The 23,017-nt window shown below is 62.5% G+C and carries 18 protein-coding genes, 5 tRNA genes and 1 pseudogene; 17 read left to right on the top strand and 7 right to left on the bottom strand.

Annotation, left to right across the window (positions count from 1 at the left end):
• Nucleotides 1-155: 155 nt before the first annotated feature.
• Nucleotides 156-857, top strand: coding sequence for a hypothetical protein (locus tag LKD37_RS11690; protein ID WP_302929378.1), 702 nt, complete (start codon nucleotides 156-158; stop codon nucleotides 855-857).
• A 109-nt stretch (nucleotides 858-966) separates the two neighbouring features.
• On the opposite strand, the gene gpmI is transcribed toward LKD37_RS11690, so the two are convergent.
• Genes gpmI through LKD37_RS11670 form a run of 4 tightly spaced genes read right to left on the bottom strand, consistent with a single transcriptional unit; the run spans nucleotide 967 to nucleotide 5,050 of the window.
• A complete protein-coding gene (gene gpmI / locus LKD37_RS11685) occupies nucleotides 967-2,478 on the bottom strand; it encodes a 2,3-bisphosphoglycerate-independent phosphoglycerate mutase (RefSeq protein ID WP_302929377.1) in 1,512 nt (503 codons plus the stop codon).
• A 23-nt stretch (nucleotides 2,479-2,501) separates the two neighbouring features.
• Nucleotides 2,502-3,275, bottom strand: a complete 774-nt coding sequence (gene tpiA / locus LKD37_RS11680) for a triose-phosphate isomerase (RefSeq protein WP_302929376.1) — start codon at nucleotides 3,273-3,275, stop codon at nucleotides 2,502-2,504.
• Nucleotides 3,276-3,333: 58 nt separating this feature from the next.
• On the bottom strand, nucleotides 3,334-4,527 hold the full coding sequence (locus LKD37_RS11675) for a phosphoglycerate kinase (RefSeq protein ID WP_302929375.1): 1,194 nt from the start codon (nucleotides 4,525-4,527) through the stop codon (nucleotides 3,334-3,336).
• Nucleotides 4,528-4,561: 34 nt separating this feature from the next.
• Nucleotides 4,562-5,050 carry a tRNA (cytidine(34)-2'-O)-methyltransferase gene (locus LKD37_RS11670; RefSeq protein ID WP_302929374.1) on the bottom strand — a complete coding sequence of 163 codons (489 nt, stop codon included), beginning with the start codon at nucleotides 5,048-5,050 and terminating at the stop codon, nucleotides 4,562-4,564.
• A 264-nt stretch (nucleotides 5,051-5,314) separates the two neighbouring features.
• On the opposite strand from LKD37_RS11670, the gene LKD37_RS11665 reads away from it, so the two are divergent.
• The 6 genes from LKD37_RS11665 to LKD37_RS11640 all read left to right on the top strand — a co-directional run bounded on the left by LKD37_RS11665 (nucleotide 5,315) and on the right by LKD37_RS11640 (nucleotide 14,441).
• Complete coding sequence (locus LKD37_RS11665; RefSeq protein WP_302929373.1) at nucleotides 5,315-6,463, top strand: DapH/DapD/GlmU-related protein; 1,149 nt, start codon at nucleotides 5,315-5,317, stop codon at nucleotides 6,461-6,463.
• A gap of 246 nt (nucleotides 6,464-6,709) precedes the next feature.
• Nucleotides 6,710-7,669 carry a ribose-phosphate pyrophosphokinase gene (locus LKD37_RS11660; RefSeq protein WP_302929372.1) on the top strand — a complete coding sequence of 320 codons (960 nt, stop codon included), beginning with the start codon at nucleotides 6,710-6,712 and terminating at the stop codon, nucleotides 7,667-7,669.
• Nucleotides 7,670-7,753: 84 nt separating this feature from the next.
• Complete coding sequence (pth, locus tag LKD37_RS11655) at nucleotides 7,754-8,344, top strand: aminoacyl-tRNA hydrolase (protein ID WP_302929371.1); 591 nt, start codon at nucleotides 7,754-7,756, stop codon at nucleotides 8,342-8,344.
• Between the two features lie 85 nt (nucleotides 8,345-8,429).
• Nucleotides 8,430-11,966: a transcription-repair coupling factor gene (gene mfd / locus LKD37_RS11650; RefSeq protein WP_349048684.1), complete on the top strand. Its 3,537-nt coding sequence runs from the start codon at nucleotides 8,430-8,432 to the stop codon at nucleotides 11,964-11,966.
• Entirely contained in the window at nucleotides 11,963-13,009 is a 1,047-nt protein-coding gene (locus LKD37_RS11645; RefSeq protein ID WP_302929370.1) for a peptidylprolyl isomerase, read from the top strand. The genes mfd and LKD37_RS11645 overlap by 4 nt, the downstream gene beginning before the upstream one ends.
• A 175-nt stretch (nucleotides 13,010-13,184) precedes the next feature.
• Nucleotides 13,185-14,441 carry an acetyl-CoA C-acetyltransferase gene (locus LKD37_RS11640; protein WP_302929369.1) on the top strand — a complete coding sequence of 419 codons (1,257 nt, stop codon included), beginning with the start codon at nucleotides 13,185-13,187 and terminating at the stop codon, nucleotides 14,439-14,441.
• Between the two features lie 101 nt (nucleotides 14,442-14,542).
• On the opposite strand, the gene feoB is transcribed toward LKD37_RS11640, so the two are convergent.
• From feoB to LKD37_RS11625, 3 genes are all read right to left on the bottom strand, one after another.
• The gene (gene feoB / locus LKD37_RS11635; RefSeq protein WP_302929368.1) at nucleotides 14,543-16,531 is read right to left on the bottom strand and encodes a ferrous iron transport protein B; all 1,989 of its coding nucleotides are present in this window, start codon (nucleotides 16,529-16,531) and stop codon (nucleotides 14,543-14,545) included.
• A complete protein-coding gene (locus LKD37_RS11630; protein ID WP_302929367.1) occupies nucleotides 16,528-16,758 on the bottom strand; it encodes a FeoA family protein in 231 nt (76 codons plus the stop codon). Before LKD37_RS11630 ends, feoB begins: the two co-directional genes overlap by 4 nt.
• Before the next feature lie 171 nt (nucleotides 16,759-16,929).
• Nucleotides 16,930-18,447, bottom strand: coding sequence for a carbon starvation CstA family protein (locus tag LKD37_RS11625; protein ID WP_302929366.1), 1,518 nt, complete (start codon nucleotides 18,445-18,447; stop codon nucleotides 16,930-16,932).
• A 488-nt stretch (nucleotides 18,448-18,935) separates the two neighbouring features.
• Between LKD37_RS11625 and LKD37_RS11620 the strand changes: the two genes are divergently transcribed.
• The 10 genes and pseudogenes from LKD37_RS11620 to LKD37_RS11575 form a co-directional block, all read left to right on the top strand.
• On the top strand, nucleotides 18,936-19,250 hold the full coding sequence (locus LKD37_RS11620) for a YerC/YecD family TrpR-related protein (protein ID WP_302929365.1): 315 nt from the start codon (nucleotides 18,936-18,938) through the stop codon (nucleotides 19,248-19,250).
• Entirely contained in the window at nucleotides 19,247-19,984 is a 738-nt protein-coding gene (locus LKD37_RS11615; RefSeq protein WP_302929364.1) for a class I SAM-dependent DNA methyltransferase, read from the top strand. The genes LKD37_RS11620 and LKD37_RS11615 overlap by 4 nt, the downstream gene beginning before the upstream one ends.
• 16 nt (nucleotides 19,985-20,000) lie before the next feature.
• Nucleotides 20,001-20,888 (top strand): Hsp33 family molecular chaperone HslO, encoded by an 888-nt coding sequence (gene hslO / locus LKD37_RS11610; RefSeq protein WP_302929363.1) that lies wholly within the window; start codon nucleotides 20,001-20,003, stop codon nucleotides 20,886-20,888.
• A gap of 89 nt (nucleotides 20,889-20,977) precedes the next feature.
• Nucleotides 20,978-21,054, top strand: a tRNA-Val gene (locus LKD37_RS11605).
• A gap of 10 nt (nucleotides 21,055-21,064) precedes the next feature.
• Nucleotides 21,065-21,141: transfer RNA gene (locus LKD37_RS11600), tRNA-Asp, on the top strand.
• Between the two features lie 3 nt (nucleotides 21,142-21,144).
• A tRNA-Phe gene (locus tag LKD37_RS11595) sits at nucleotides 21,145-21,220 on the top strand.
• A gap of 25 nt (nucleotides 21,221-21,245) precedes the next feature.
• Nucleotides 21,246-21,321 (top strand) — tRNA-Gly (locus LKD37_RS11590).
• A 38-nt stretch (nucleotides 21,322-21,359) separates the two neighbouring features.
• Nucleotides 21,360-21,434 (top strand) — tRNA-Cys (locus LKD37_RS11585).
• A gap of 383 nt (nucleotides 21,435-21,817) precedes the next feature.
• Nucleotides 21,818-22,510, top strand: coding sequence for a hypothetical protein (locus tag LKD37_RS11580; RefSeq protein ID WP_302929362.1), 693 nt, complete (start codon nucleotides 21,818-21,820; stop codon nucleotides 22,508-22,510).
• A gap of 73 nt (nucleotides 22,511-22,583) precedes the next feature.
• Nucleotides 22,584-23,017 (top strand): annotated as a pseudogene (locus LKD37_RS11575) (hypothetical protein); the annotation flags it as partial.

The raw sequence follows: 23,017 nt of genomic DNA, 5'->3' as shown, positions 1-23,017 counted from the left end.
GGGAGAGAATGCAATTTACTTAAAATCGTGCATAAAATTAGCTAAATGCAAAAAAAACGGCCACCTCAATTGACAAAACCGCTGCGGGTATGGTATGCTGAAAACAGCATACCATACGAAGTAAACCACAGGGAACAGGAAAGGAGAACCAGACGATGAAACGCAGGATTTTCACTTTTCTGCTGGCGGCGGCGCTGGTGCTGCTGACCGCCTGCTCTGGCCGGGGGACAGAGCCTCCCGTCCGCATCGGGGAGGCCATTGGCGAGGCGTCCCTGCTCAGGTCCTATTCCGCTGCGGAGGCTTTTCAGGAGGCCGACGCCGTGGCGCTGGTCCGGGTGGGCGACTGGCTGGGAGAACAGGATGGGGGATTTCCCATCACCTTCTACAAGGCCGCCGTGGTGAAATCCTACAAGGGCGATCTGCCCCGGGAGTTTACCTTGATGCAGAACGGCGGGTCCGCAGGGACCTATGAGGACTATCCGCTGTATACCTGCGGCAATGAGCTGCTGGTGTTTCTGCGGAAGGCCGACGCCGACTATCCCGACGCCTATCAGAGCGTGGGCAGCTTTTCCACCGTGCTGTATGCCGCCGACGCGGTGGACGGCACCCGGTATTATCTGGACCGGTTCGGCCTGATGAGCATGCGGGAGCAGGAGACCGGGGATTCCGCCTTGGAGCAGCCGTTGTCCCGGATGCCGGAGGACACCGTGAAGGAGCTGCGGGCAGACCTGGAAAAGACAGACGCCCTGCTGGCGGAGAGTCTTTCCTCCGGGGAGCGGAAGAATAGTTCCTTTGAAGCCTATGTCTATACCCAGGACGCCCTGGAGACCCTGTTCGCATCGCTGAACCAGGGGTAAGGCCCCGCCCTGCGGGATATATTGTTGGAGGATCACCGCCAATACACACCAAACGCCAAAATAACACACTCCCGGCCGGTGGTCGGGAGTGTGTTATTTTAACGATGATTTACTTCACGATCAGCGTCTGGCCGTCCATCTCCTGGGGGGCGGCCAGGCCCATCACATCCAGGATGGTGGGGGCAATATCCGCCAGGCGGCCCGGACGCAGCTGGGTGCCTGCGCCGCACAGGATGAAGGGCACCAGGTTGGTGGTGTGGGCGGTCATGGGGCTGCCGTCGGGCTGGAGCATGACCTCGGCGTTGCCGTGGTCAGCGGTGACCATGGCGATGCCGCCCATCTTCAGGGTGGCCTCCACCACCCGGCCCACGCACTCGTCCACCGTCTCCACGGCCTTGACGGCGGCCTGGAGAACGCCGGTGTGGCCCACCATGTCGCAGTTGGCGAAGTTCAGGATGATGACGTCATACGCGCCGGAGTTGATGCGCTCCACGCACTTGTCGCAGACCTCCCGGGCGCTCATCTCGGGCTGGAGGTCGTAGGTGGCCACCTTGGGGGAGGGCACCAGCACCCGGTCCTCGCCGGGGTACTGCTTCTCCACGCCGCCGTTGAAGAAGAAGGTGACGTGGGCGTACTTCTCCGTTTCGGCGATGCGCAGCTGGGTCATGCCCATGGAGCTGAGGTACTCGCCCAGGCCGTTTTTCACCGGGATCCGGGGCCAGGCCACCAGCACGTTGGGCATGGAGGCGTCGTACTCGGTGTTGCAGACGTAGGTGGTGGGGAAATACTCCCGCTGGAAGCCGTCGAAATCCGGGTCCACAATGGCCCGGGTGATCTCCCGGGCCCGGTCGGGGCGGAAGTTGAAGAAGATGATGCTGTCGTTGTCGGAAATGGTGCCCTCCGGGTCGCAGACCACCGGCTCCATAAACTCGTCGGTGACGTCGTTGGCATAGGACTGGGCCACGGCGTCCACGGGGTCGGGATTCTGGATGCCCTCGCCATAGACCATGGCGTCGTAGGCCAGCTGCACCCGCTCCCAGCGGTTGTCCCGGTCCATGGCGTAATACCGGCCCATAACGGTGGCGATTTTGCCCACGCCCAGGGCCCGGCACTTGTCCCGGCAGGCGGAGACGAAGTCCTTACCGCTGGTGGGGGACACGTCCCGGCCGTCCAGGAAGGCGTGGACATACACCCGGGTCAGGCCCTTGTTCTTGGCCATTTGCAGCAGGGCATACAGGTGCTGGATGTGGGAGTGGACGCCGCCGTCGGACAGAAGCCCGTACAGGTGCAGGCTGGAGCCCTTTTCCAGGCAGTCGTCCATGGCCTTGTTGTAGGCAGCGTTTTCAAAGAAGCTGCCGTCGTCGATGGCCCGGGAGATCCGGGGCAGATCCTGGAACACCACCCGGCCGCCGCCGATGTTGGTGTGGCCCACCTCGCTGTTGCCCATCTGCCCGGCGGGCAGACCCACGTCCAGGCCGCTGGCGGACAGGGTGGTGTGGGCATATTCGGCGAAAAGCCGGTCCAGCTGGGGCGTCCGGGCCAGGCTCACGGCATTGCCGGGGCCGGGGCCGGTGAGGCCGAAGCCGTCCATGATGATCAGGGTAGTAGGCGCCTTGTTCATTGCGGAACCTCCTGTCGTTTCGCTTAGTCCTGGTTGGCGGCGTTGATGATCTCCACAAAGTCGGCAGGCTTCAGGGAAGCGCCGCCGATGAGGCCGCCGTCGATATCGGGCTGGGCCAGCAGCTCCGCCGCGTTGCCGGGCTTCATGGAGCCGCCGTACTGAATGGTGATGGAGCGGGCGATGCGGGCCCCGTACAGATGCCGCACGGTGGTGCGGATGGAGGTGCAGACCTCGGCGGCCTGCTCGGCGGTGGCGGTCTTGCCGGTGCCGATGGCCCAGATGGGCTCATAGGCGATGACGCACTTGCGCAGCTTCTCGGCGGGGACGCCGGCCAGGGCGGACTTCACCTGCAGGGCGATGAGCTCCATGGTGATGCCCAGCTCCCGCTGCTCCAGGCTCTCGCCCACGCAGATGATGGGGTGCAGCCCGGCCTCCAGAGCGGCCAGGACCTTCTTGTTGACGGTGAAATCCGTTTCGCCGAAATACTGGCGGCGCTCGGAGTGGCCGATGATGACGTATTTGACGCCCAGGTCCTTGAGCATGTCGGCGGACACCTCGCCGGTGTAGGCGCCGGACTTTTCATAGAACATGTTCTGCGCGCCCACGGAGATGCGCAGGTCCTTGAAGGCCTTCAGGGCGGCGGGGATATTCACGAAGGGGACGCACACCACCACGTCGCACCACTTGGCGCGGGGCATGATGGCCTTGATGTCGTCGGCAAATTTCTTGGTATCGCTGGCGGTCATGTTCATTTTCCAGTTGCCGGCGATGATGGTCTTGCGGTATCTGCGATTCATAGCGATTCTTACTCCTCTTATCTATATTTCAAAAGGGTGAAAAGTTTCCCCTTTGGTGTCATTTATCCAGCAGGCAGGCCACGCCCGGCAGCTCGATGCCCTCCAGGAACTCCAGGGAGGCGCCGCCGCCGGTGGAAATGTGGGTGATCTTATCGGCGAAGCCCATCTGCTCCACGGCTGCGGCGCTGTCGCCGCCGCCCACGATGGTGATGGCCCCGCTGCCGGCCAGGGCCTGGGCCATGGCCCGGGTGCCGGCGGCGAACTTCTCAAACTCGAACACGCCCATGGGGCCGTTCCACACCACGGTGCCTGCGCCCCGGACGGCGGCGCAGAAGGTGCGGATGGTCTCGGGGCCGATGTCCAGGCCCTCCATGTCGTCGGGGATGGCGTCGGTGGGGACCACCAGGCTGTCGGCGTCGGCGGAGAACTCCGCCGCGGCCACGGTGTCGGTGGGCAGCAGCAGCTGCACGCCCCGGTCCTTGGCCTTCTGGATCATCTGAAGGGCATAGTCCAGCTTATCCGGCTCGCACAGGCTCTTGCCGATGGAGCCGCCCTGGGCCCGGGCGAAGGTATAGGCCATGCCGCCGCCGATGATGATGGTGTCGGCCTTTTCCAGCAGGTTGTTGATGACGCCGATCTTGTCGGACACCTTGGCTCCGCCCAGCACCGCCACGAAGGGACGCTTGGGATTCTCCAGAGCGCCGCCCATGATCTCCAGCTCCCGGGCCACCAGCAGGCCGGACACGGCAGGCAGGAAGGCTGCCACACCGGCGGTGGAGGCGTGGGCCCGGTGCACGGTGCCGAAGGCGTCGGAGACGTACAGCTCCGCCATGGAGGCAAGCTCCCGGGCAAACTCCGGGTCGTTCTTCTCCTCCCGGGGGTCAAAGCGCAGATTCTCCAGCAGCATGATCTGGCCGCCCTGCAGGGCCGCCGCCTTGGCCTTGGCGTCCTCGCCCACGATGTCCTGGGCGAAGATGACCTCCTGGCCCAGCAGCTGGCTCAGATGCTCCGCCACCGGGCGGAGGGTCAGGCTGTCCTTCCACTGGCCCTTGGGCTTGCCCAGGTGGGAGCAGGCGATCACCGCCGCCCCACGCTCCAGCAGATACCGGATGGTGGGAAGGCTGGCCACGATGCGCTTGTCGCTGGTGATGGCGTGGGTCTCCTTGTCCTGGGGCACGTTGAAGTCGCAGCGCAGCAGGATCTTCTTGCCTGCCACGTCCACGTCCATGATGGTTTTCTTATTGTAATTCATATCGGTCGCTCCTTTATGAAAATAATACGCGGGATCAATCGGCCATTTCGCCGCAGTGCAGCAGGCCGGGGAAGCCCTGCTGGCGCAGAGCCTCATAGGTCAGCACCGCCACGGAGTTGCTGAGGTTCAGACTCCGGGCCGGGGAGACCATGGGCAGGCGGATGCAGCGGTCATAGTGGGCCAGGCGGAACGCCTCCGGCAGGCCCGCCGTCTCCTTGCCGAAAAACAGCCAGCACCCCTCCCGGAACCGGGCCTGGCAGTAGTCCTGGGGGGCCTTGGTGGTGGCCAGCCACAGGTCCTCCGCCGCCTCCGGGCGCCGCAGGAAGAAATCCTCCAGGCTTTCGTAGTCATACACGGACACCAGGTGCCAGTAGTCCAGTCCGGCCCGCTTCACGGCCCGGTCTGATATGTCGAAGCCCAGAGGGCGGATCAGGTGCAGGTCGCAGCCGGTGGCGGCACAGGTGCGGGCGATATTCCCGCAATTCTGGGGGATTTCCGGCTCAACCAGAACAATATGCACCATTTTCCCGTCCCTCCCTTCGGCCTTTGCCTGACATGACCAGCCTATTGTAATGCAATTCCCTAAAGAATGCAACCGGAAATTGTAAATTTTGGGCATTTTTTCTTAAAACGACAAAAAACCATCTGTGAATTGTATGGGATTTCCGGATTTTGCAGCAGATTTTGCAGACCGGAAAAATTATTGCCAGAAAAAAACGCAAAAATACTGGATTTTCACGCAGAGCATGATATAATGGGATGGATTATAGAAAGGGGGATGGTTCCCGTGAATTGTGAAATTGCGATTTTTGACCTGAAGGGTGCTCTGGCCCCCCAGGATCAGCCGCTGATGCTGCAGCCTGTTCTGTTCTGCCCGGTGCTGACCTGGGCGGCGCAGGAGCTTATGGACTGCGGCGTGCAGCGGTATTTTATTGTCTGCCCGGAGAAGTGGCGTCAGGAGGTCCTGGACGACCTGCCGGGCTGTGATGTGACGTTTTTTGACCATGCAGAGGCGGCCCTTTCCGCCGCCGGCGGGGACGTGGTAATGGTCCCCGGGCCGGTGGTGCCGGTATACGGCCCGGAGGACGGACGCAGCGTGTATGCCGCCGACAGCCAGGTGCTGCTGGCCCGGCTGCGGGCTGGGACCCCTCTGACCGACTGCCCGGCGGAGGCGGCAGGCGTCCGCTCCCTGTGGAGGCCCCAGGCCCTGGCCCCGGCCTTCCGGCCCTTTGACTCGGCGGCGGCGCTGACGGCGGCCATGCCGGACGCCCGGGAGCTGATCCTGCGGCGGCTGGCGGAAAACGGCGTCACCGTGGTGGACCCCGCCGCCACCTATGTGGACCCCCGGTGCTCCGTGGCCCCGGGCGTCACCCTGCTGCCGGGGACCATCCTGCGGGGACACACCGCCGTGGACCGGGACAGCGAGATCGGTCCCAACTCCATGCTCCGGGACTGCCGGATCGGCCAGCGCACCACCGTGAATGCCTCCCAGCTCAATGACAGCACCGTGGGAAGCGACACCACCGTGGGGCCCTTCACCTATGTGCGGCCGGGGTGCACCATCGGCGACCACTGCCGGGTGGGGGACTTTGTGGAGGTGAAGAACTCCGTCATCGGCGACGGCACCAAGATCAGCCACCTGACCTATGTGGGCGACAGCGACGTGGGCCAGCGGGTGAATTTCGGCTGCGGCACCGTCACCACCAACTACGACGGCCACAAAAAGTTCCGCTGCACCATCGGCGACGACGTGTTCCTGGGCTGCAACACCAACCTCATCGCGCCGGTCACCGTGGGGGACCGGGCCTATACCGCCGCCGGGTCCACCGTTACCGACGACGTGCCCGATGGGGCGCTGGCCATCGCCCGGGCGAGGCAGACCAACAAGCCCGGCTGGGCCGACCGCCTGCACAGCCTGTGGAAAAAGGACAAGTGAGGCTGTCGAAAAGCCCGGAAATCTTCCGCCATCGGAAAGGAAGATCGTTACGAAAGAAACCCATCAGGGGTGTCTTTCGTTTGCAATCACAGGTTTTTCAGAACTTAAAATGTTCTGAAAAACCGCACGCAAATTTTCAAAAAAGTTTTTTGAAAATTTGAAGTGAGTATCGGCGTCAGCCGTCTCAGATAGATCAGTACCAAGAGAGATTTTTTTGAGTAAGATAGAAAGCGAGTGTGTAAAGAAATGATTTCTCATGGCAAGGACATCAAGGTGTTCACCGGTAACTCCAATCCCGCTCTGGCAAAGGAGATCTGCCAGATCATCGGCACCAAGCTGGGCGAGTCCGAGGTAAAGACCTTCGCCGACGGCGAGGTGTCCGTCTCCCTGTACGAAACCGTCCGCGGCAGCGACGTGTTTCTCATCAACTCCACCTGCAAGCCCGTCAATGACAGCCTCATGGAGCTGCTGATCATGATCGACGCCTGCCGCCGGGCCTCCGCCGGGCGCATCACCGCCGTGATCCCCTATTTCGGCTATGCCCGCCAGGACCGCAAGGCCAAGAGCCGCGATCCCATCTCCGCCAAGCTGGTGGCCAACATGATCGTGGCCGCAGGCGCGGACCGGGTGCTGACCATGGACCTGCACGCCAGCCAGATCCAGGGCTTCTTCGACATCCCCGTGGACAACCTGCTGGGTAATCCCGTGTTTGTAGACTACTACGCCAAGAAGTTCGGCGAGCGGGCCGAGGACATGGTGGTGGTGTCCCCCGATGTGGGCTCCGTGGCCCGGGCCCGGACCTTCGCCCAGAAGCTGCACATGAACCTGGCCATCGTGGATAAGCGCCGCCAGAAGGCCAACCAGTGCGAGGTCATGAACGTCATCGGCGACGTGGCCGGCAAGGACTGCATCCTGTTTGACGACATGGTGGATACCGCCGGTTCCCTGTGCAACGCCGCCAAGGCCATCGTGGAGGTGGGCGGCGCCAGGAACGTGTATGCCTGCGCCAGCCACGGCGTGCTGTCCGGCCCGGCTCTGGAGCGGCTGGAGGGCAGCAACATCACGGAGCTGGCCCTGCTGAACACCATTCCGGAGACCCAGGGCGCCGGGTGCAGCAAGATCAAGTATCTGTCCGTGGCTCCCATGTTCGGCGAGGCCATCGAGCGGATTTATCAGGAAATTTCCATTGCCAAGCTGTTCAACTGAGCATTTTTGTGATATAATGACCGGGCGATTTTTTCGCCCGGTTATTTTTACCGGCAGTTTTCCGATACAGGGGGATGTGACGCTATGTTTTTTCATCGCAGCGGCGGCGGGATCAGCTGGCTGCTGGTGGGCCTGGGGAATCCCGGGAACCAGTACGCCGCCACCCGGCACAACATGGGCTTTATGGCCCTGGACCGTCTGGCGGACCGGGAGGGCCTCCGCTTCAATAAGCTGCGCTTCCGGGCCTGGACCGGCCAGTGGAAGGTGGGGGACCAGCAGGTGCTGGTGATGAAGCCCCAGACCTATATGAACCTGTCCGGCGAGTCCGTGGGCGAGGCGGCCCGGTTTTACAAGATCCCGGCGGACCATGTGCTGGTCATCAGCGACGACGTGTCCCTGCCTGCCGGGAAGCTGCGGATCCGGGGCGGCGGCAGCGCCGGAGGACACAACGGCCTGAAGAATATCATCCAGCACCTGGGCACCGACCGATTCCCCCGCATCAAGGTGGGGGTAGGCTCCCCCCGGCCCGGGGAGCACGACATGGTGAACTGGGTCATGGGCAAGCCCATGGGTGAGGACCGGACGGCGGTGGAGGACGCCCTGGACCGGGCAGGCGACGCCGCCAAGACCCTGATCACAGAGGGCATCGACCGGGCCATGAACCGGTTCAATTGATACTTTTAAGTTCTGTTACAGCTTCGGGGCGTATACTACAGTCGTATACGCCCCCGAGCACGCTGCGGAGGAAGGGAGGTGCCCGGTGAAGGCGCTGATGAAGGAGCTGCTGCGCCTGACGGAGGTGCGGCAGCTGACAGAGGACGTAGAAAACGGCGTAAGCCCGGTGCTGATCACCGGCGTAAGCCCGGTGCACCGGGCCCAGGTGGAGGCGGCCCTGCATCTGAAGACCCGGCGGCCGCTGGTGGTGCTGTGTCCCGACGAGCGGGAGGCCCGGCGGCAGGCCGGTGACCTGCGGGTGCTCACCGGGCAGGAGCCGCTGGTGCTGCCGGCCCGGGAGCTGCAGTGGCGGCCCATGGAGGCCAGCCGCCAATGGGAAAACCAGCGGCTGGCGGCTCTGTACCGCCTGGGAAGCAGCCCCGTGGTGGTGACCACCCCGGAGGCCCTGGTGCAGCGGTGCATCCCGCCCCGGGTGCTGGAGCGGACGGTCCTGACCCTGGCCGTGGGCCAGCGGTGGGACCTGGGGGACCTGGCCCGGCGGCTGGCCGGAGCCGGATACACCCGGTGCGACCAGGTGGAGGGCCCGGGACAGTTCGCCCTGCGGGGCGGCATCCTGGACGTGTTCTCCCCGGGAATGGAGCAGCCGGTGCGCTGCGAATTTTTCGACGACGAGATCGACTCCCTGGGCATTTTCGACACCGCCACCCAGCGGCGGGTGGAAAACCGCCGGGAGGCCCTGCTGCTTCCGGCGGCGGAGGTGCTGCCGGCCTGGCAGGAGGGCCAGGCGGAGCAGGCGGCCCTGCGGCTGGAGGCCGCGGTGAAGCGCCTGGCCCGGAAGCAGGGCACCCAGGCCCTGCGGGAGCTGCTGACCGCCGACGCCGCCCGTCTGCGCCAGGGCATGGCCCCCAACGGCCCGGACCGGTGCCTGGCGGCGGTGTATCCGGAAAAGACCACGGCCCTGGACTATCTGCCCGAAAACGCCCTGGTATGCGTGGAGGAAAGCGGCCGGACGGCGGAGGCCCTGCGGGGCTGGCTGTGGCAGCTGAAGGAGGACGTGTCCGCCGGAATGGAGGCGGGCTTCCTGGCCGGGGAGCTGGCGGATTTCGCCGCCTCGGAGCAGGAGCTGGCGGCCCGGCTGGAAAAGCGCCCCACGGTGCAGTTAGACAGCCTCACCACCGGCCGGCAGCTGCTGGCTCCCCGGGACCTGTTACAGCTGACGGCCAAGCAGCTGTCCAGCTACGGCGGGTCTCTGGAGCTGGCCTGCACGGACCTGACCCACTATCTCACCGCAGGCTACCGGGTGATGGTGCTGTGCGGCGGCGAGGTCCGGGCCAGGAACCTGCAGCAGATGCTGGCGGACCGGAAAATCCCCGCCGCCGTGGACCTGTCCGGGGAAAAGTCCCCGGAAAAGGGCACGGTGCTCATCGCCGTGGGCGCTCTCTCCGCCGGGTGCGAATACCCGGAGGGGCGGCTGGCGGTGCTGACGGAGGGGCAGCTGACCACGCCCCTGTCCGGCCGGGGTAAAAAGCCCCGGCCCAAGCGGGACAGCAATCAGCAGAAGCTCCAGTCCTATACGGACCTGACCCCCGGGGACCTGGTGGTCCATGCCCACCACGGCATCGGCCGGTTCGTGGCCATGCTGCGCCTGCCGGTGGACGGGGTGGAGAAGGACTATATTAAGATCGCCTACGCCGGGCAGGACGTGCTGTACGTCCCGGCCACGTCCCTGGACCTGGTCAGCAAGTATATCGGCCCCGGCGAGGACAACGAGCGCACCAAGCTCAACAAGCTGGGGGGCACCGAGTGGGCCAAGACCACCCGGAAGGCCAAGGCCGCCGCCAAGGACCTGGCGGAGGGGCTGATCCGGCTGTATGCCCAGCGGCAGCGGCTGGCGGGCCACGCCTTCTCCCCGGACAGCCCCTGGCAGCAGGAGTTCGAGGACGCCTTCCCCTATACGGAAACCGACGACCAGCTGCAGGCCATCCGGGACATCAAGGCCGACATGGAGCAGCCCCGGCCCATGGACCGGCTGCTGTGCGGCGACGTGGGCTACGGCAAAACCGAGGTGGCCCTGCGGGCGGTGATGAAGTGCATCATGGACGGCAAGCAGGCCGCCATTCTGGTGCCCACCACCGTTCTGGCCCAGCAGCACTATGCCACGGCGGTGAACCGCTTCCGCTCCTTCCCGGTGAACATTGAGGTGCTGTCCCGGTTCCGGACCCCGGCCCAGGTGCGGGACATCCTGGCCCGGACCCAGGCGGGAAAGGTGGACCTGCTGATCGGTACCCATAAACTCCTGGGAAAGGACCTGCAATTTCACGACCTGGGCCTGCTGGTCATCGACGAGGAGCAGCGCTTCGGCGTGACCCACAAGGAAAAGCTCCGGGAGCGGGCCAAGCAGGTGGACACCCTGACCCTGTCCGCCACCCCCATCCCCCGGACCCTGAACATGGCCCTGTCCGGCATCCGGGACATGAGCACCATCGAGGAGCCGCCCCACGACCGCCAGCCGGTGCAGACCTATGTGGTGGAGCATGAGTGGCCCGTTATCGCCGAGGCCATCCGCCGGGAGCTGAGCCGGGGCGGCCAGGTTTATTACCTGCACAACCGGGTGGAGAACATCGAGTCCACCGCCGGGCGGCTGCGCCAGTGGCTGGGGGAGGACGTGGCCATCGGCATCGCCCACGGGAAAATGGCCGAGCGGGAGCTCAGCTCCGTGATGCAGCAGATGGCCGACGGCGAGATCCAGGTGCTGGTGTGCACCACCATCATCGAAACCGGCATCGACATCCCCAACGTGAACACCCTGATCATCGAGGACGCGGACCGGCTGGGCCTGTCCCAGCTGCACCAGATCCGGGGCCGCATCGGCCGCAGCGCCCGCCGGGCCTATGCGTACCTGACCTACCGCCCCGGGAAGGTGCTGACGGAGGTGGCCTCCAAGCGGCTGTCCGCCATCCGGGAGTACGTCACCTTCGGCTCCGGCTTCCGCATCGCCATGCGGGACCTGGAGATCCGGGGGGCGGGCAACCTGCTGGGGCCGGAGCAGTCCGGCTATCTCATGAGCGTGGGCTATGATATGTATCTGAAGCTGCTGAACGACGCGGTGCTGGAGCAGCAGGGGAGGGGACGGGACATCCGCCCCGACTGCTCGGCGGACCTGGCCACCTCGGCCCACATTCCGGAAAAATATGTGTCCTCCCCCCGGCAGCGGATGGACCTGTACCGCCGGATGGCGGCCATCCGCACCACCGAGGAGGCCTCGGACCTGGTGGACGAGCTGACGGACCGTTACGGCGACCCGCCCAAGGCGGTGATGGCCCTGCTGGACGTGGCCCTGCTGCGGGCGGCGGCGGCGGAGGTGTTCATCACCGATATCACCCAGAAGGCCGGTGTGGTGGCCTTCACCTTTGACAGCCGGGTGGATGTGCCCAGCCTCATGGCCGTGTGCACCATGCCGGGCTATCGCAGCCGCCTGCGGCTGTCCGCCGGGGAGCCGCCCCGGCTGCAGCTGCACCTCTCCCCGGGGGAGGACGCCCTGGCCGCCGCCGGGAAGCTGACGGAGGAGCTGCGGCTGAAAAAAGAAGAACTGGGCAAAGCCCATGAAGGAGGAGCAACATGAAAAAATCCCTGATCCGTCTGGCCGCCTCGGTGGTCCTGTCCGTGGCGCTGGTGGCGGTGATCTCCGCCAGCGGGATCCTTACCAACGGCCACCGCAGCGACGGCCTGTTTTACCAGGCCTCCGGCATCCGGCCGGACGCGGAGCTGCTGACCGTCAACGGCGAGACCATCGACGCCGAGGAGTATCTGTACTGGGTGGCCTACGACTGCGAGTATCTGTCGGCCAACGTGTCGGACCTGGACTTTGACGCGGAGCTGTCCGACGGCATGACCTACGGGGCCTATGCCAAGCAGGACGCCTTGGAGACGGTGAAGCTGTACGCCGTGATCCGCCAGTGGGCCAGGCAGGGGAACGTGACCCTGACCGACTCCGACCGGGAGGCCCTGGAAAAGCAGCGCCAGCAGTATATCAACTACTACGGCAGCCAGGAGGCCTATCTCAAGCAGATCCAGGGCATGGGCGTGTCGGAGACCATGTTCGACAGCATCAACCAGGGGTACTATCTGTACGCCGGGGTGCGCCAGGCCTTCTGCACCGAAGGAAGCGCCCTGTATCCCGCCCAGGAGGACATCGACGCCCTGGCCAAGGACAACGGCTATGCCACCTGTCTGCTGCTGTACTGGCCCCTGGACGGCGAGGACGATGACAACACCCGCCTGGCGGCGGAGAGCTTCGCCCAGCAGCTGCGGGATTCCCAGGACGTTGCCGCCACCTATCTGGACCTGGCGTCCCAGCTGGGCATGGAGAACGTGACGGAGGAGGGAGTCACCGCCTCCGCCGGGGACATGGGCGAGACCCTGGCCGCCGCCGTGGCGGCCCTGGAGCCGGGCCAGGTCAGCGGCGTCATCGAGACCGATAACGCCCTGTATGTGGCGGTGGGCCGGGAGCTGAACCGGTCCGCCGTGGTGAACGCCCTGTTTGAAACCCGGATCAAGGACGCCGTGGCAAACGCCCAGGTGGACTACAACACCCGCCTGTATAACAAGCTCAACGTGGGCGACTTCTATACCAAGCTCCAGGAGGCCCGGGCGGCCTTGTCATAAAATTAACCAGCTTGTTAATTTTTAGTCAAACAACCAAAGAAATCCAGTCAAATCCTGTTCAGTTCCACGATTTTTGCGATTCGGAGCAATCTGGGGTTGACTATTCGGTCGAAAATGACTACGATATAGGTACAGAGTAGAACCCTAAAACAAAATGTAGGAGGAAATTACCACTATGAAAGATTTGTATGTCGTCAATTGCTGCCGTACCGCTATCGGCTCCTTCGGCGGTTCCCTGAAGAACACCCCCGCCGCCGAGATGGGCGCCGTGGTGGTGAAGGAGGCCCTCAAGCGCGCCAATATCGCCCCCGAAAACGTGGATGAGGTCATGTTCGGCTGCATCCTGACCGCTGCCCAGGGCCAGAACGTTGCCCGCCAGGTGGCCATCAAGGCCGGTATCCCCTATTCCGTTCCCGCTTACACCGTGGGCATGGTCTGCGGCTCCGGCATGAAGTCTGTCATCGAGGGCGCCCGCTCCATCCTGGCCGGCGATTCCGACGTGGTGGTCTGCGGCGGTACCGAGAACATGAGCGCCGCTCCCTTTGCCTCCATGGACGCCCGCTGGGGCGCTCGCATGGGCGACAAGAAGCTGGTGGACACCATGATCAAGGACGGCCTGTGGGACGCTTATAACAACTATCACATGGGCACCACCGCCGAGAACATCAACGACATCTGGGGCATCACCCGCGAGGAGCAGGACGCCTTCGCCGCCGCCTCCCAGCAGAAGACCGAGGCCGCCCAGAAGGCCGGCCGCTTCGACGACGAGATCGTCCCCGTGATGGTCAAGGTCAAGAAGGAAATGGTCCCCTTCGCCAAGGATGAGTATCCCAAGGCCGGCGTCACCAAGGAAGGCATCGCCAAGCTGCGCGGCGCGTTCCCCGTCAGCCCCGAGTCCCCCAATCCCCAGGTGGTGAACACCTTTGAGCCCACCGGCATCCAGGAAGCCGCCGACAAGGGTCAGCCCCGGGTCACCGCTGCCAACGCCTCCGGCATCAATGACGGCGCTGCCGCCATCGTGCTGGCTTCCGGCGAGGCCGTGGAGAAGTACGGTCTGAAGCCCATGGCCAAGCTCATCGGCTGGGGCCAGGGCGGCGTGGATCCCAAGATCATGGGCGTGGGCCCCGTGCCCGCTTCCCGTCAGGCTCTGAAGAAGGCCGGTCTGACCATCGACGACATCGACCTGGTGGAGGCCAACGAGGCCTTTGCCGCCCAGTCCATCGCCGTGGCCCGCGAGCTGCACTTCGACATGAGCAAGGTCAACGTCAACGGCGGCGCCATCGCTCTGGGCCACCCCGTGGGCGCTTCCGGCGCTCGTATCATCGTCACCCTGCTGCACGAGATGCAGAAGCGTCCCGAGGCCAAGCGCGGCCTGGCCACTCTGTGCATCGGCGGCGGCATGGGCGTTGCCACCATCTACGAGAAGTGCTGAACCCCTTCGGCGCATAAAACCGCATAGCAAAAATCCCCGGCTGCCTGGCAGCCGGGGATTTTTTTGCTGTTCCAAAAGGGCAATGCCCTTTTGGAACAATCTTAGAATAGCCCCGCGATAGCGTACATGACCAGGGAGGCCAGCCAGGCTACGCCGCACTGCATGGCCACCACGCCCAGGGTTTTCAGGGAGGAGTCCAGCTCCCGGCGGATGGTGGCCACCGCCGCCACGCAGGGGGTATACAGCAGGGTGAACACCAGGAAGCTCAGGGCGGACCGGGTGGTGAACAGGCCGGAGATGGCGCTGCCGCCCAGCAGCACCTCCAGGGTGCTGACCACGGATTCCTTGGCGATGAAGCCGGAGATCAGCGAGGTGGCGCAGCGCCAGTCGCCGAAGCCCAGGGGAGCGAAGAGGGGGGCCAGCACCTGGCCGATCAGGGCCAGTAGGCTGTCGGCGCTGTCGGACACCACGTTGAGCCGGGTGTCGAAGCTCTGGAGGAACCAGATGACCATGGTGGCCAGGAAGATCACCGTGAAGGCCCGCTGCAGGAAATCCTTGGCCTTTTCCCACAGCAGCAGGGCCACGCTTTTGACGCTGGGCAGCCGGTAGTTGGGCAGCTCCATGACGAAGGGCACGGGCTTTCCCCGGAAGGCGGTCTTGTTCATGATCAGCGCCGCCGCAATGCCGATGAGGATGCCCAGCACATACAGGCCGATCATCACCAGGGCACGGTAACGGGGGAAGAAGGCCGCCGTGAAGAAGGCGTAGATGGAGATTTTCGCCGAGCAGCTCATATACGGCGTCAGCAGGATGGTCATTTTCCGGTCCCGGTCCGAGGACACCGTGCGGGTGGCCATGATGGCGGGGACGGAGCAGCCGAAGCCGATGAGCATGGGGACGATGCTGCGGCCGGAGAGGCCGATCTTCCGCAGGGGCTTGTCCATGACGAAGGCCACCCGGGCCATGTAGCCGGTGTCCTCCAGGATGGACAAGAAGAAGAACAGGGTCACGATGATGGGCAGGAACACCAGCACGCTGCCCACGCCGGCGAAAATGCCGTCCACGATCAGGCTCTTGACCACCGGGTTGATGCCGTAGGCCGTGAGGCCCCGGTCCACCAGGGCGGTCAGGGCGTCCACCCCCACCGCCAGCCAGTCCGACAGCCGCTGGCCGATGACGTCGAAGGTCAGCCAGAAGGTCAGCAGCATGATGCCCAGAAACACCGGCACCGCCGTGTAGCGGCCCGTCAGCAGGCGGTCCATTTTTACGGACCGGGCGTGCTCCCGGCTTTCGCGGCACTTGACCACCGAGACGGACACCACGTTTTCGATGAAGCTGTACCGCATATCCGCCAGGGCGGCGTTGCGGTCCAGGCCGGTCTCCGTCTCCATCTGGACGATGCAGTGCTCCAGCAGCTCCCGCTCGTTCTGGTCCAGGGCCAGACGGTCCGCCAGGTCGTCGCCGCCCTCGATGAGCTTGGCGGCGCAGAACCGGGCCGGAACGCCGATGCGGTCGGCGTGGTCGGCAATCAGGTGCACCACCGCGTGGATGCAGCGGTGGACGGCGGAATCGTCGGCGCAGAAGTCCGTGACCTTGGGCAGTACCCGGTCCCGGGCTGCGGCCAGGGCCTGGTCCACCAGTTCCGACACGCCCTCGCCCTTGGCGGCGGAAATGGGCACCACCGGGATGCCCAGCTCCCGGCTCATCCGCTGCACGTCCACGGCGCCGCCGTTGGCCCGGACCTCGTCCATCATGTTCAGGGCCAGCACCATGGGCACCCGCAGCTCCAGCAGCTGCAGCGTCAGGTACAGGTTGCGCTCGATGTTGGTGGCGTCCACGATGTTGATGATGCCGTCGGGTTTCTGGTTGAGGATGTAGTCCCGGGAGACGATTTCCTCCTGGGTATAGGGCCGCAGGGAGTAGATACCCGGCAGGTCCACCACGGAGCAGCCCTTTTCGCCCCGTATCTCGCCGGTTTTCTGGTCCACGGTGACGCCAGGGAAGTTGCCCACGTGCTGGTTGGAGCCGGTGAGGGCGTTGAAAAGCGTGGTTTTGCCGCAATTCTGATTGCCGACCAGGGCGAAAATCATACCGCCGCCTCCTTTACCTGGATCTTCATGGCGTCCTCCACCCGCAGGGTCAGCTCATAGCCCCGGACCCGGATTTCGATGGGGTCCCCCATGGGGGCCACCTTCATCAGCTTCACGGCGGTGCGGGGGATCAGCCCCATATCCAGCAAACGGCAGCGCAGGGGGCCGTCGCCGCCTACGGTGGTGATGACCCCGGACTGGCCGATTTTCAATTCGTTGAGTGTCATATGGCTTGCCTCCTGAAAAAGTAAGTCCAGTATAACATATCGAACCGCCCGACTCAATCCCTGAAATGAGAATCCCGTCGAAAAACCGTTAAAAAAACACCGGACAAAAAGTGTAAATCCCCCGGCAGGTGCCGGGGGATTTACACCTATATGCTGTCAGGAGAAAAAGAGTTACTTGTTCATTTTCAGCTTCACAGCCGCGCCGCGCTTTCTGCCATACAGGCACAGAGCCACCACATAGGCGATGGCGAACACCACGCCGATGATGTAGGAGGCGGTCCAGGGGATGTTGAAGCCGATGTGGGCATTGGCGATGTAGGTGGAGCAGATGAAGGCGTAGAACGCGCCGGGAATCAGCGGCATCCACGCAAACTTGCCCTTGCCGTTTTCAAACATCCACACCGTGATGCACAGGAAGGCGAACAGAGACAGGGTCTGGTTGGACCATGCGAAGTAACGCCACAGAATGTTGAAGCCGTCCTTGTTGAACTTGGCGAACACGATGATGCCGGCAGCCAGAACAAACACAGGGATGGCCAGACGCATACGCTTGCCGTTGGTGGACTGGTCCAGGTGGAAGGTCTCCGCCAGGGACAGACGCAGAGCGCGCAGAGCGGTATCGCCGGAGGTGATGGGCAGAACGATGACGCCGATCAGGGCGATGACGCCGCCCACGGGGCCCAGGATGTCCTTGCAGACCACGCCGATGGTACCGGTGGCCAGGGAGGCGTTGGGCTCCTGCAGAGCCAGATTGTACACGCCCATAGCGCCGGCGGCCCACACCATAGCGATGAAGCCCTCCAGGATCATCATGTTGTAGAAGGTCATGCGGCCCTGACGCTCGTTCTTCACCGTGCGGGAGATGATAGCCGTCTGGGTGGAGTGGAAGCCGGACAGAATGCCGCAGGCCACGGTAACGAAGAAGATCGGCAGGAAGTGGCCGCCCTTGAAGTAGTCTGCATAGGTGAAGCTCTTAACCGCGCCGTCAGCCCCGGTGAGCTGCAGGATGGGAGAGGACCAGTCGTCCCACACGTTCAGCAGGGGATAGCCCTTGACGAAGATGCCGATGAACACACCCACGGCGGAGAACAGCAGGATGGCGCCGAAGATGGGATAAATGCGGCCGATGATGGCGTCGATGGGGAACACGGTAGCGACCAGGTAATACAGGAAGATCACGCCGTAAATGATCCAGGTGGAGACGGAGGTAGGCTTGCCATCGAAGCCGAACACGGAGGTGGTGGCAATGTCGCCGGGGGTATAAACGAAAACAGCGCCCACCAGCAGCAGAAGCAGACAGCAGAACACGTTGTATACGTTGAAAATGCCCTTATTGGAATAGCGCTTGATCATCTGGGGCATCTGGGTGCCGCCGTCACGCAGGCAGATCATGCCGGAGAAATAGTCGTGCATGGCGCCGCCGATGACGTTGCCGATGGGGATGGTGATAAATGCGATGGGCCCGAACAGAATGCCCTGGATGGGCCCCAGAATGGGGCCGGTACCGGCGATGTTCAGCAGGTTGATCAGGCTGTTTCTCCAGCCCTTCATGGGGATATAGTCCACGCCGTCCTGTTTGGCGTAGGCCGGGGTCTGACGGTCGTCAGGCCCGAAAACTTTCTCGCAGAAGCGTCCGTACAGCGCAGCGCCGCCGAACAGGATCACAAGACCGATGATAAATGTTGCCACAAACACACACTCCTTTATAGTCGTTTTGTGATTTTCAGAGCTCCCGGACAGCTCTGGTTTACGCAGTGAGTATAGCACAAATTTCGTGAAAATGGTGACAACGAATAGTCCGCATTCATAAATAGTTCATAAAGATTTCCCCCGATGGCGTAAAGATTCCCGTGTGGAAAATCGAAAACGGACGATTTTACCGGAATTTATCGCGAAAAGGGTCGACAATATGTTGAGATTTTTAAGACGGGACGAAATAGCGCGCAAAAACCGTTACCGTCAGCATGGTAGGTTGGTAGGATTTAGGACGCTAAAACGCAAAGTGTCCGGTAACGCTCCCGGGAGCGTTGCCGGACGGCGGCAGGGGAGAGTGTGAACAAACCGTAAAATTTGCAAAAAAATTGGCATAAACGGTTTACTTTTATAGGTTAAAATGGTAAAATGACTACCCGAGGAAAACAAATACTACGTTTTTTGGAAACGGAGGAAAAACAATTATGGTAAGAGCGGCGAAATCCAAGATTGCCCAGAAGGAAAAAAGCGATCTGCTGTACCGGGCGATCCTGACCCTGAAAAATGAGGAGGAGTGCTATAGCTTCTTCCAGGACCTGTGCACCATTTCCGAGCTGCGGTCCATGGAGCAGCGCTATGAGGTGGCCACTCTGCTCAATGACGGAATGCTCTACAGCGATATTCTGGAAAAAACCGGCGCCTCCAGCGCCACCATCAGCCGGGTGAACCGGTCCCTGCTCAACGGCGCGGGAGGGTACGAGAACGTGCTGGAGCGCATGAAGGAGCAGGAGGACAAATGAGCAGCTACCAGCAGCTGGCCGGGGCCTATGACGAGCTGACCTGGGACGTGGGGTATGAAAAGCGGGCGGACTTTCTGGAAAAGCTGTTCCGCCGCAGCCGCATCCCGGTGCACACGGTGCTGGACCTGGCTTGCGGCACCGGGTCCATGACCTGGCTGCTGGCCGGGCGGGGCTATGAGCTCATCGCTGTGGACGGGTCCCAGGAGATGCTGGCCGCCGCCCGGGAGAAAAGCGCCCCGGCGGAGGTACCGCCCCTGTTCCTGCACCAGTCCATGCCCCGGCTGGACCTGTACGGCACCGTGGACGCCGCCATCTGCTGCCTGGACAGCCTGAACTATCTGACAAATCCCCGGGACGTGCAGCGGACCTTTCAGCGGCTGCACCTGTTCATCAGCCCCGGGGGCCTGCTGGCCTTCGACGTGCGGCTGCCGGAGCGGCTGGCCGCCTTGGACGGACAGGTGTTCCTGGACGAGACGGAGGACACCTACTGCGTGTGGCGCACCGAATATCGCCGGGGGCTGTGTACCTATTATATGGACTTGTTCACCCTGGCGGAGGACGGGTCCTGGGACCGCAGCTTCGAGCTGCACCGCCAGCGGGGCTACTCCGTGGAGCAGCTGACCCGGTGGCTGGAGGAGGCGGGCTTTGCCGACGTGCGCACCTGGGGCGACGGGAAGCTGCGCCGCCCCGTACCCGGTGAGGATCGGGTGTATTTCACCTGCATTCGCAAATAAAAGAGGTTTTGTAAGCATGAGCGATTATATTGTAAGAGCGATTTCCACCGACGGCCTGGTGCAGGCCGCGGCTATCTGCAGCCGGGAGCTTACCGAGCGGGCCCGGCAGATCCATCACGCCAGCCCGGTGGCCACGGCGGCCCTGGGCCGGGCCCTGGCCGGTGCGTCCATGATGGGCAATGCCCTGAAGGGCCAGGGGGCCAGCCTGACCCTGCAGATCAAGGGCGGCGGCCCTCTGGGTACGGTGCTGGCGGTGTCCGACGCCGAGGGCAACGTCCGGGGCTATGTGGCCAATCCCCAGGTGGACCTGCCCCTGCGGGACGACGGCAAGCTGGACGTAGGCGGCGCCGTGGGCGGCGAGGGCACCATCACCGTCATCAAGGACCTGCACATGAAGGAGCCCTATGTGGGCACCGTGGACCTGATGGGCGGCGAGATCGCCGAGGATATCGCCGGTTATTTTGTGGAGTCGGAGCAGATTCCCACCGCCTGCGCCCTGGGGGTGCTGGTGGACCGGGACCACAGCGTCAAGGCCGCCGGAGGCTATCTCATCCAGCTGATGCCCGGGGCCGGGGAGGACACCATCGCCAAGGTGGAGGGCGGCATCATGGCCGCCGGGCCGGTGTCCGCCATCCTGGACCGGGATCCGGACCCGGAGCACCTGCTGCGGACGGTGATGTCCGATTTTGAGCTGAAGATCCTGGAGACCTGCCCGGTAAGATACAAGTGCTATTGCAGCCGCCAGCGGGTGGAGCGGGCGCTGCTGTCCCTGGGGGCCGACGAGCTGGAGGGCATCCTGCGGGAGCAGGGCTCCTGCCACATGACCTGCCAGTTCTGCGACGCGGTGTATGACTTCGACCGCCAGCAGCTGGAGCAGCTGGCCGCGGACGCCCGAAAAAAATAGTAAAAAAATTGAAATTTGGTGTTGACAGTCTGGCTAATATTTAGTATAATCTCTCTTGTCGCTGCGGTACTAATGCGTGCGGCAAGGACGGGAGCATAGCTCAGCTGGTTAGAGCACCTGCCTTACAAGCAGGGGGTCACTGGTTCGAGTCCAGTTGTTCCCACCAAATTTCATTTGGCCAAGTAGTTCAGTTGGTTAGAACGCCAGCCTGTCACGCTGGAGGTCGTGGGTTCGAGCCCCATCTTGGTCGCCATTTGCCTCTGTAGCTCAGTTGGTAGAGCAGCGGACTGAAAATCCGCGTGTCGTTGGTTCGACTCCGACCGGAGGCACCATGGTGCTGGAATACCGGCGCCATATGCGGGCGTAGCTCATCTGGTAGAGCGCGACCTTGCCAAGGTCGAGGTAGCGAGTTCGAGCCTCGTCGCCCGCTCCAAACAGAGAAACGGCCCCCAAAAGCCGTTTCTCTTGTATGGTGACATAGCCAAGTGGTAAGGCAAGGGTCTGCAAAACCCTCATTCCCCAGTTCAAATCTGGGTGTCACCTCCATATTAACGAAACGGTATAGATGCGTCTGGCGAAAAGCCAGGCGCATCAACCGTTTCCGGGCTTTTTCGGGCCCGGATTTCTTCTTTCAAACCATAGATGCAAATCGCTGTTTCAGAGCGTCTGCCCCGATTCGAACCGGGCATTTTCTCCCTTCTGGCAGATATATTCAGCCAGCGCCCTTTTTGAGCGGCGATTTTTCTGGCTGGCAGCGGTATTTTTCTTAAAAAAGAATCACAAAGATTTGGGCGTCGTTTTGTTGGTCCTGACGGACCAATGGAGCGGCGCCCTTTTTCATTTCAAAAAGGGCGCTGGTAGCAGCGCCTGTATTTGTAGGCCGGAGCATGATCGCTCCGGCCTTATTTTTTTATACACGGGGGAGTTATATGAGTATCAGCGCAGAAGAAAAGAACCACTACCTCAGAGAAGCAGCAATTGTCCTTGCCCGAGAAGGATTTCACGCGGACAGGACTCACGCTGGTGGACTGCGTGTCCTGCTTGACGGTGCGCCGCTGTGCGAGGTGACCGAGAACGGTGGTATTACCTACCGCAATGAGGATATCGATGAGCCGGAACGGATCGATGCCAAGGACAAGGTGTATGAGATCGTCAGGACCACAGCGGAATATATGCGGCAGATGGAGACGGCGCCCTTTTTGAAAGCCGACGGTCTGGAGGACGGCTACAAGGTGCTGGCGGATTTCAATGACATCGTGCTGGCCGGTATCCAGAGCAAATATGGTGTCCAGTTTGTTACCTGGGACTGGAGCTTCGACCGCAAGGGCGTATCTCATGGTCATTACTACACCGGATTATATTCGTCCGGCAATTACGAAGCAGCGAAGCGTGACTTCGCCACTCGTTCCGGACTGATCCCAGAACAACAGCTCTTCCGGGAGAAGCAGCTCATTGAGATCTATCGCTGCTGCACGGACACCCTGCAGGGCAGCTTTGAACTGTCATACGATCAGGAAAAGACAATTCAGGATGTGCGGAAGCAGATCGAGGAGTGCCTGCCTGACATTATGGAGCGCATCCAGCAGCAGGACACTGAACCGACGCAGGAACAGACAATGTAATATCAAATGGTAAGGGCCGGAGTCTTAGCAATAAGATTCCGGCCCTTTTTTCATTTCAGAGAGGAGTTCGCTTATGCCGTGCTATTTCATGCGAGACACGCCGCTGCAGGCGTTGGAGCAGTTGATGATGTCTCAGCCCGGTCAAAAACCCAGAGGCGGTGGAATATACCGCAGCCCATTTCATTACACGCCCAAAGATGTGGCGTGCGAATACTGCCAGAACTATGTCCGCAAGCATCCGTGCCGCCTATGTGAATGCACCTGTCTGGAGGAACGGATCGAAGCAGGTGTACTGGAGCTGAATGAGTTCGTGCGGGAGTGCTTCGCACCCTCTATGGGACCGAAGTTCCGAAAACGGATGCATCAGCAACTCAGAGAAAGAAACCCTCAATTCTTCCTGTCCGATGCACACCGACGAAGATGGACACATTGGCGGGAACGCTGCTGGCGTCTGTCTGACCGGAACAAAGCGGCCCTCTTCCTGCTCACGGCATACGAGAGCCTTTG

The sequence above is a fragment of the Brotocaccenecus cirricatena genome, assembly GCF_020687045.1.
Lineage (GTDB): Bacteria > Bacillota > Clostridia > Oscillospirales > Oscillospiraceae > Vescimonas > Vescimonas cirricatena.
The sequence above is the reverse complement of the archived record's forward strand: the minus strand, read 5'-3'. Positions and strand labels throughout refer to the sequence as shown.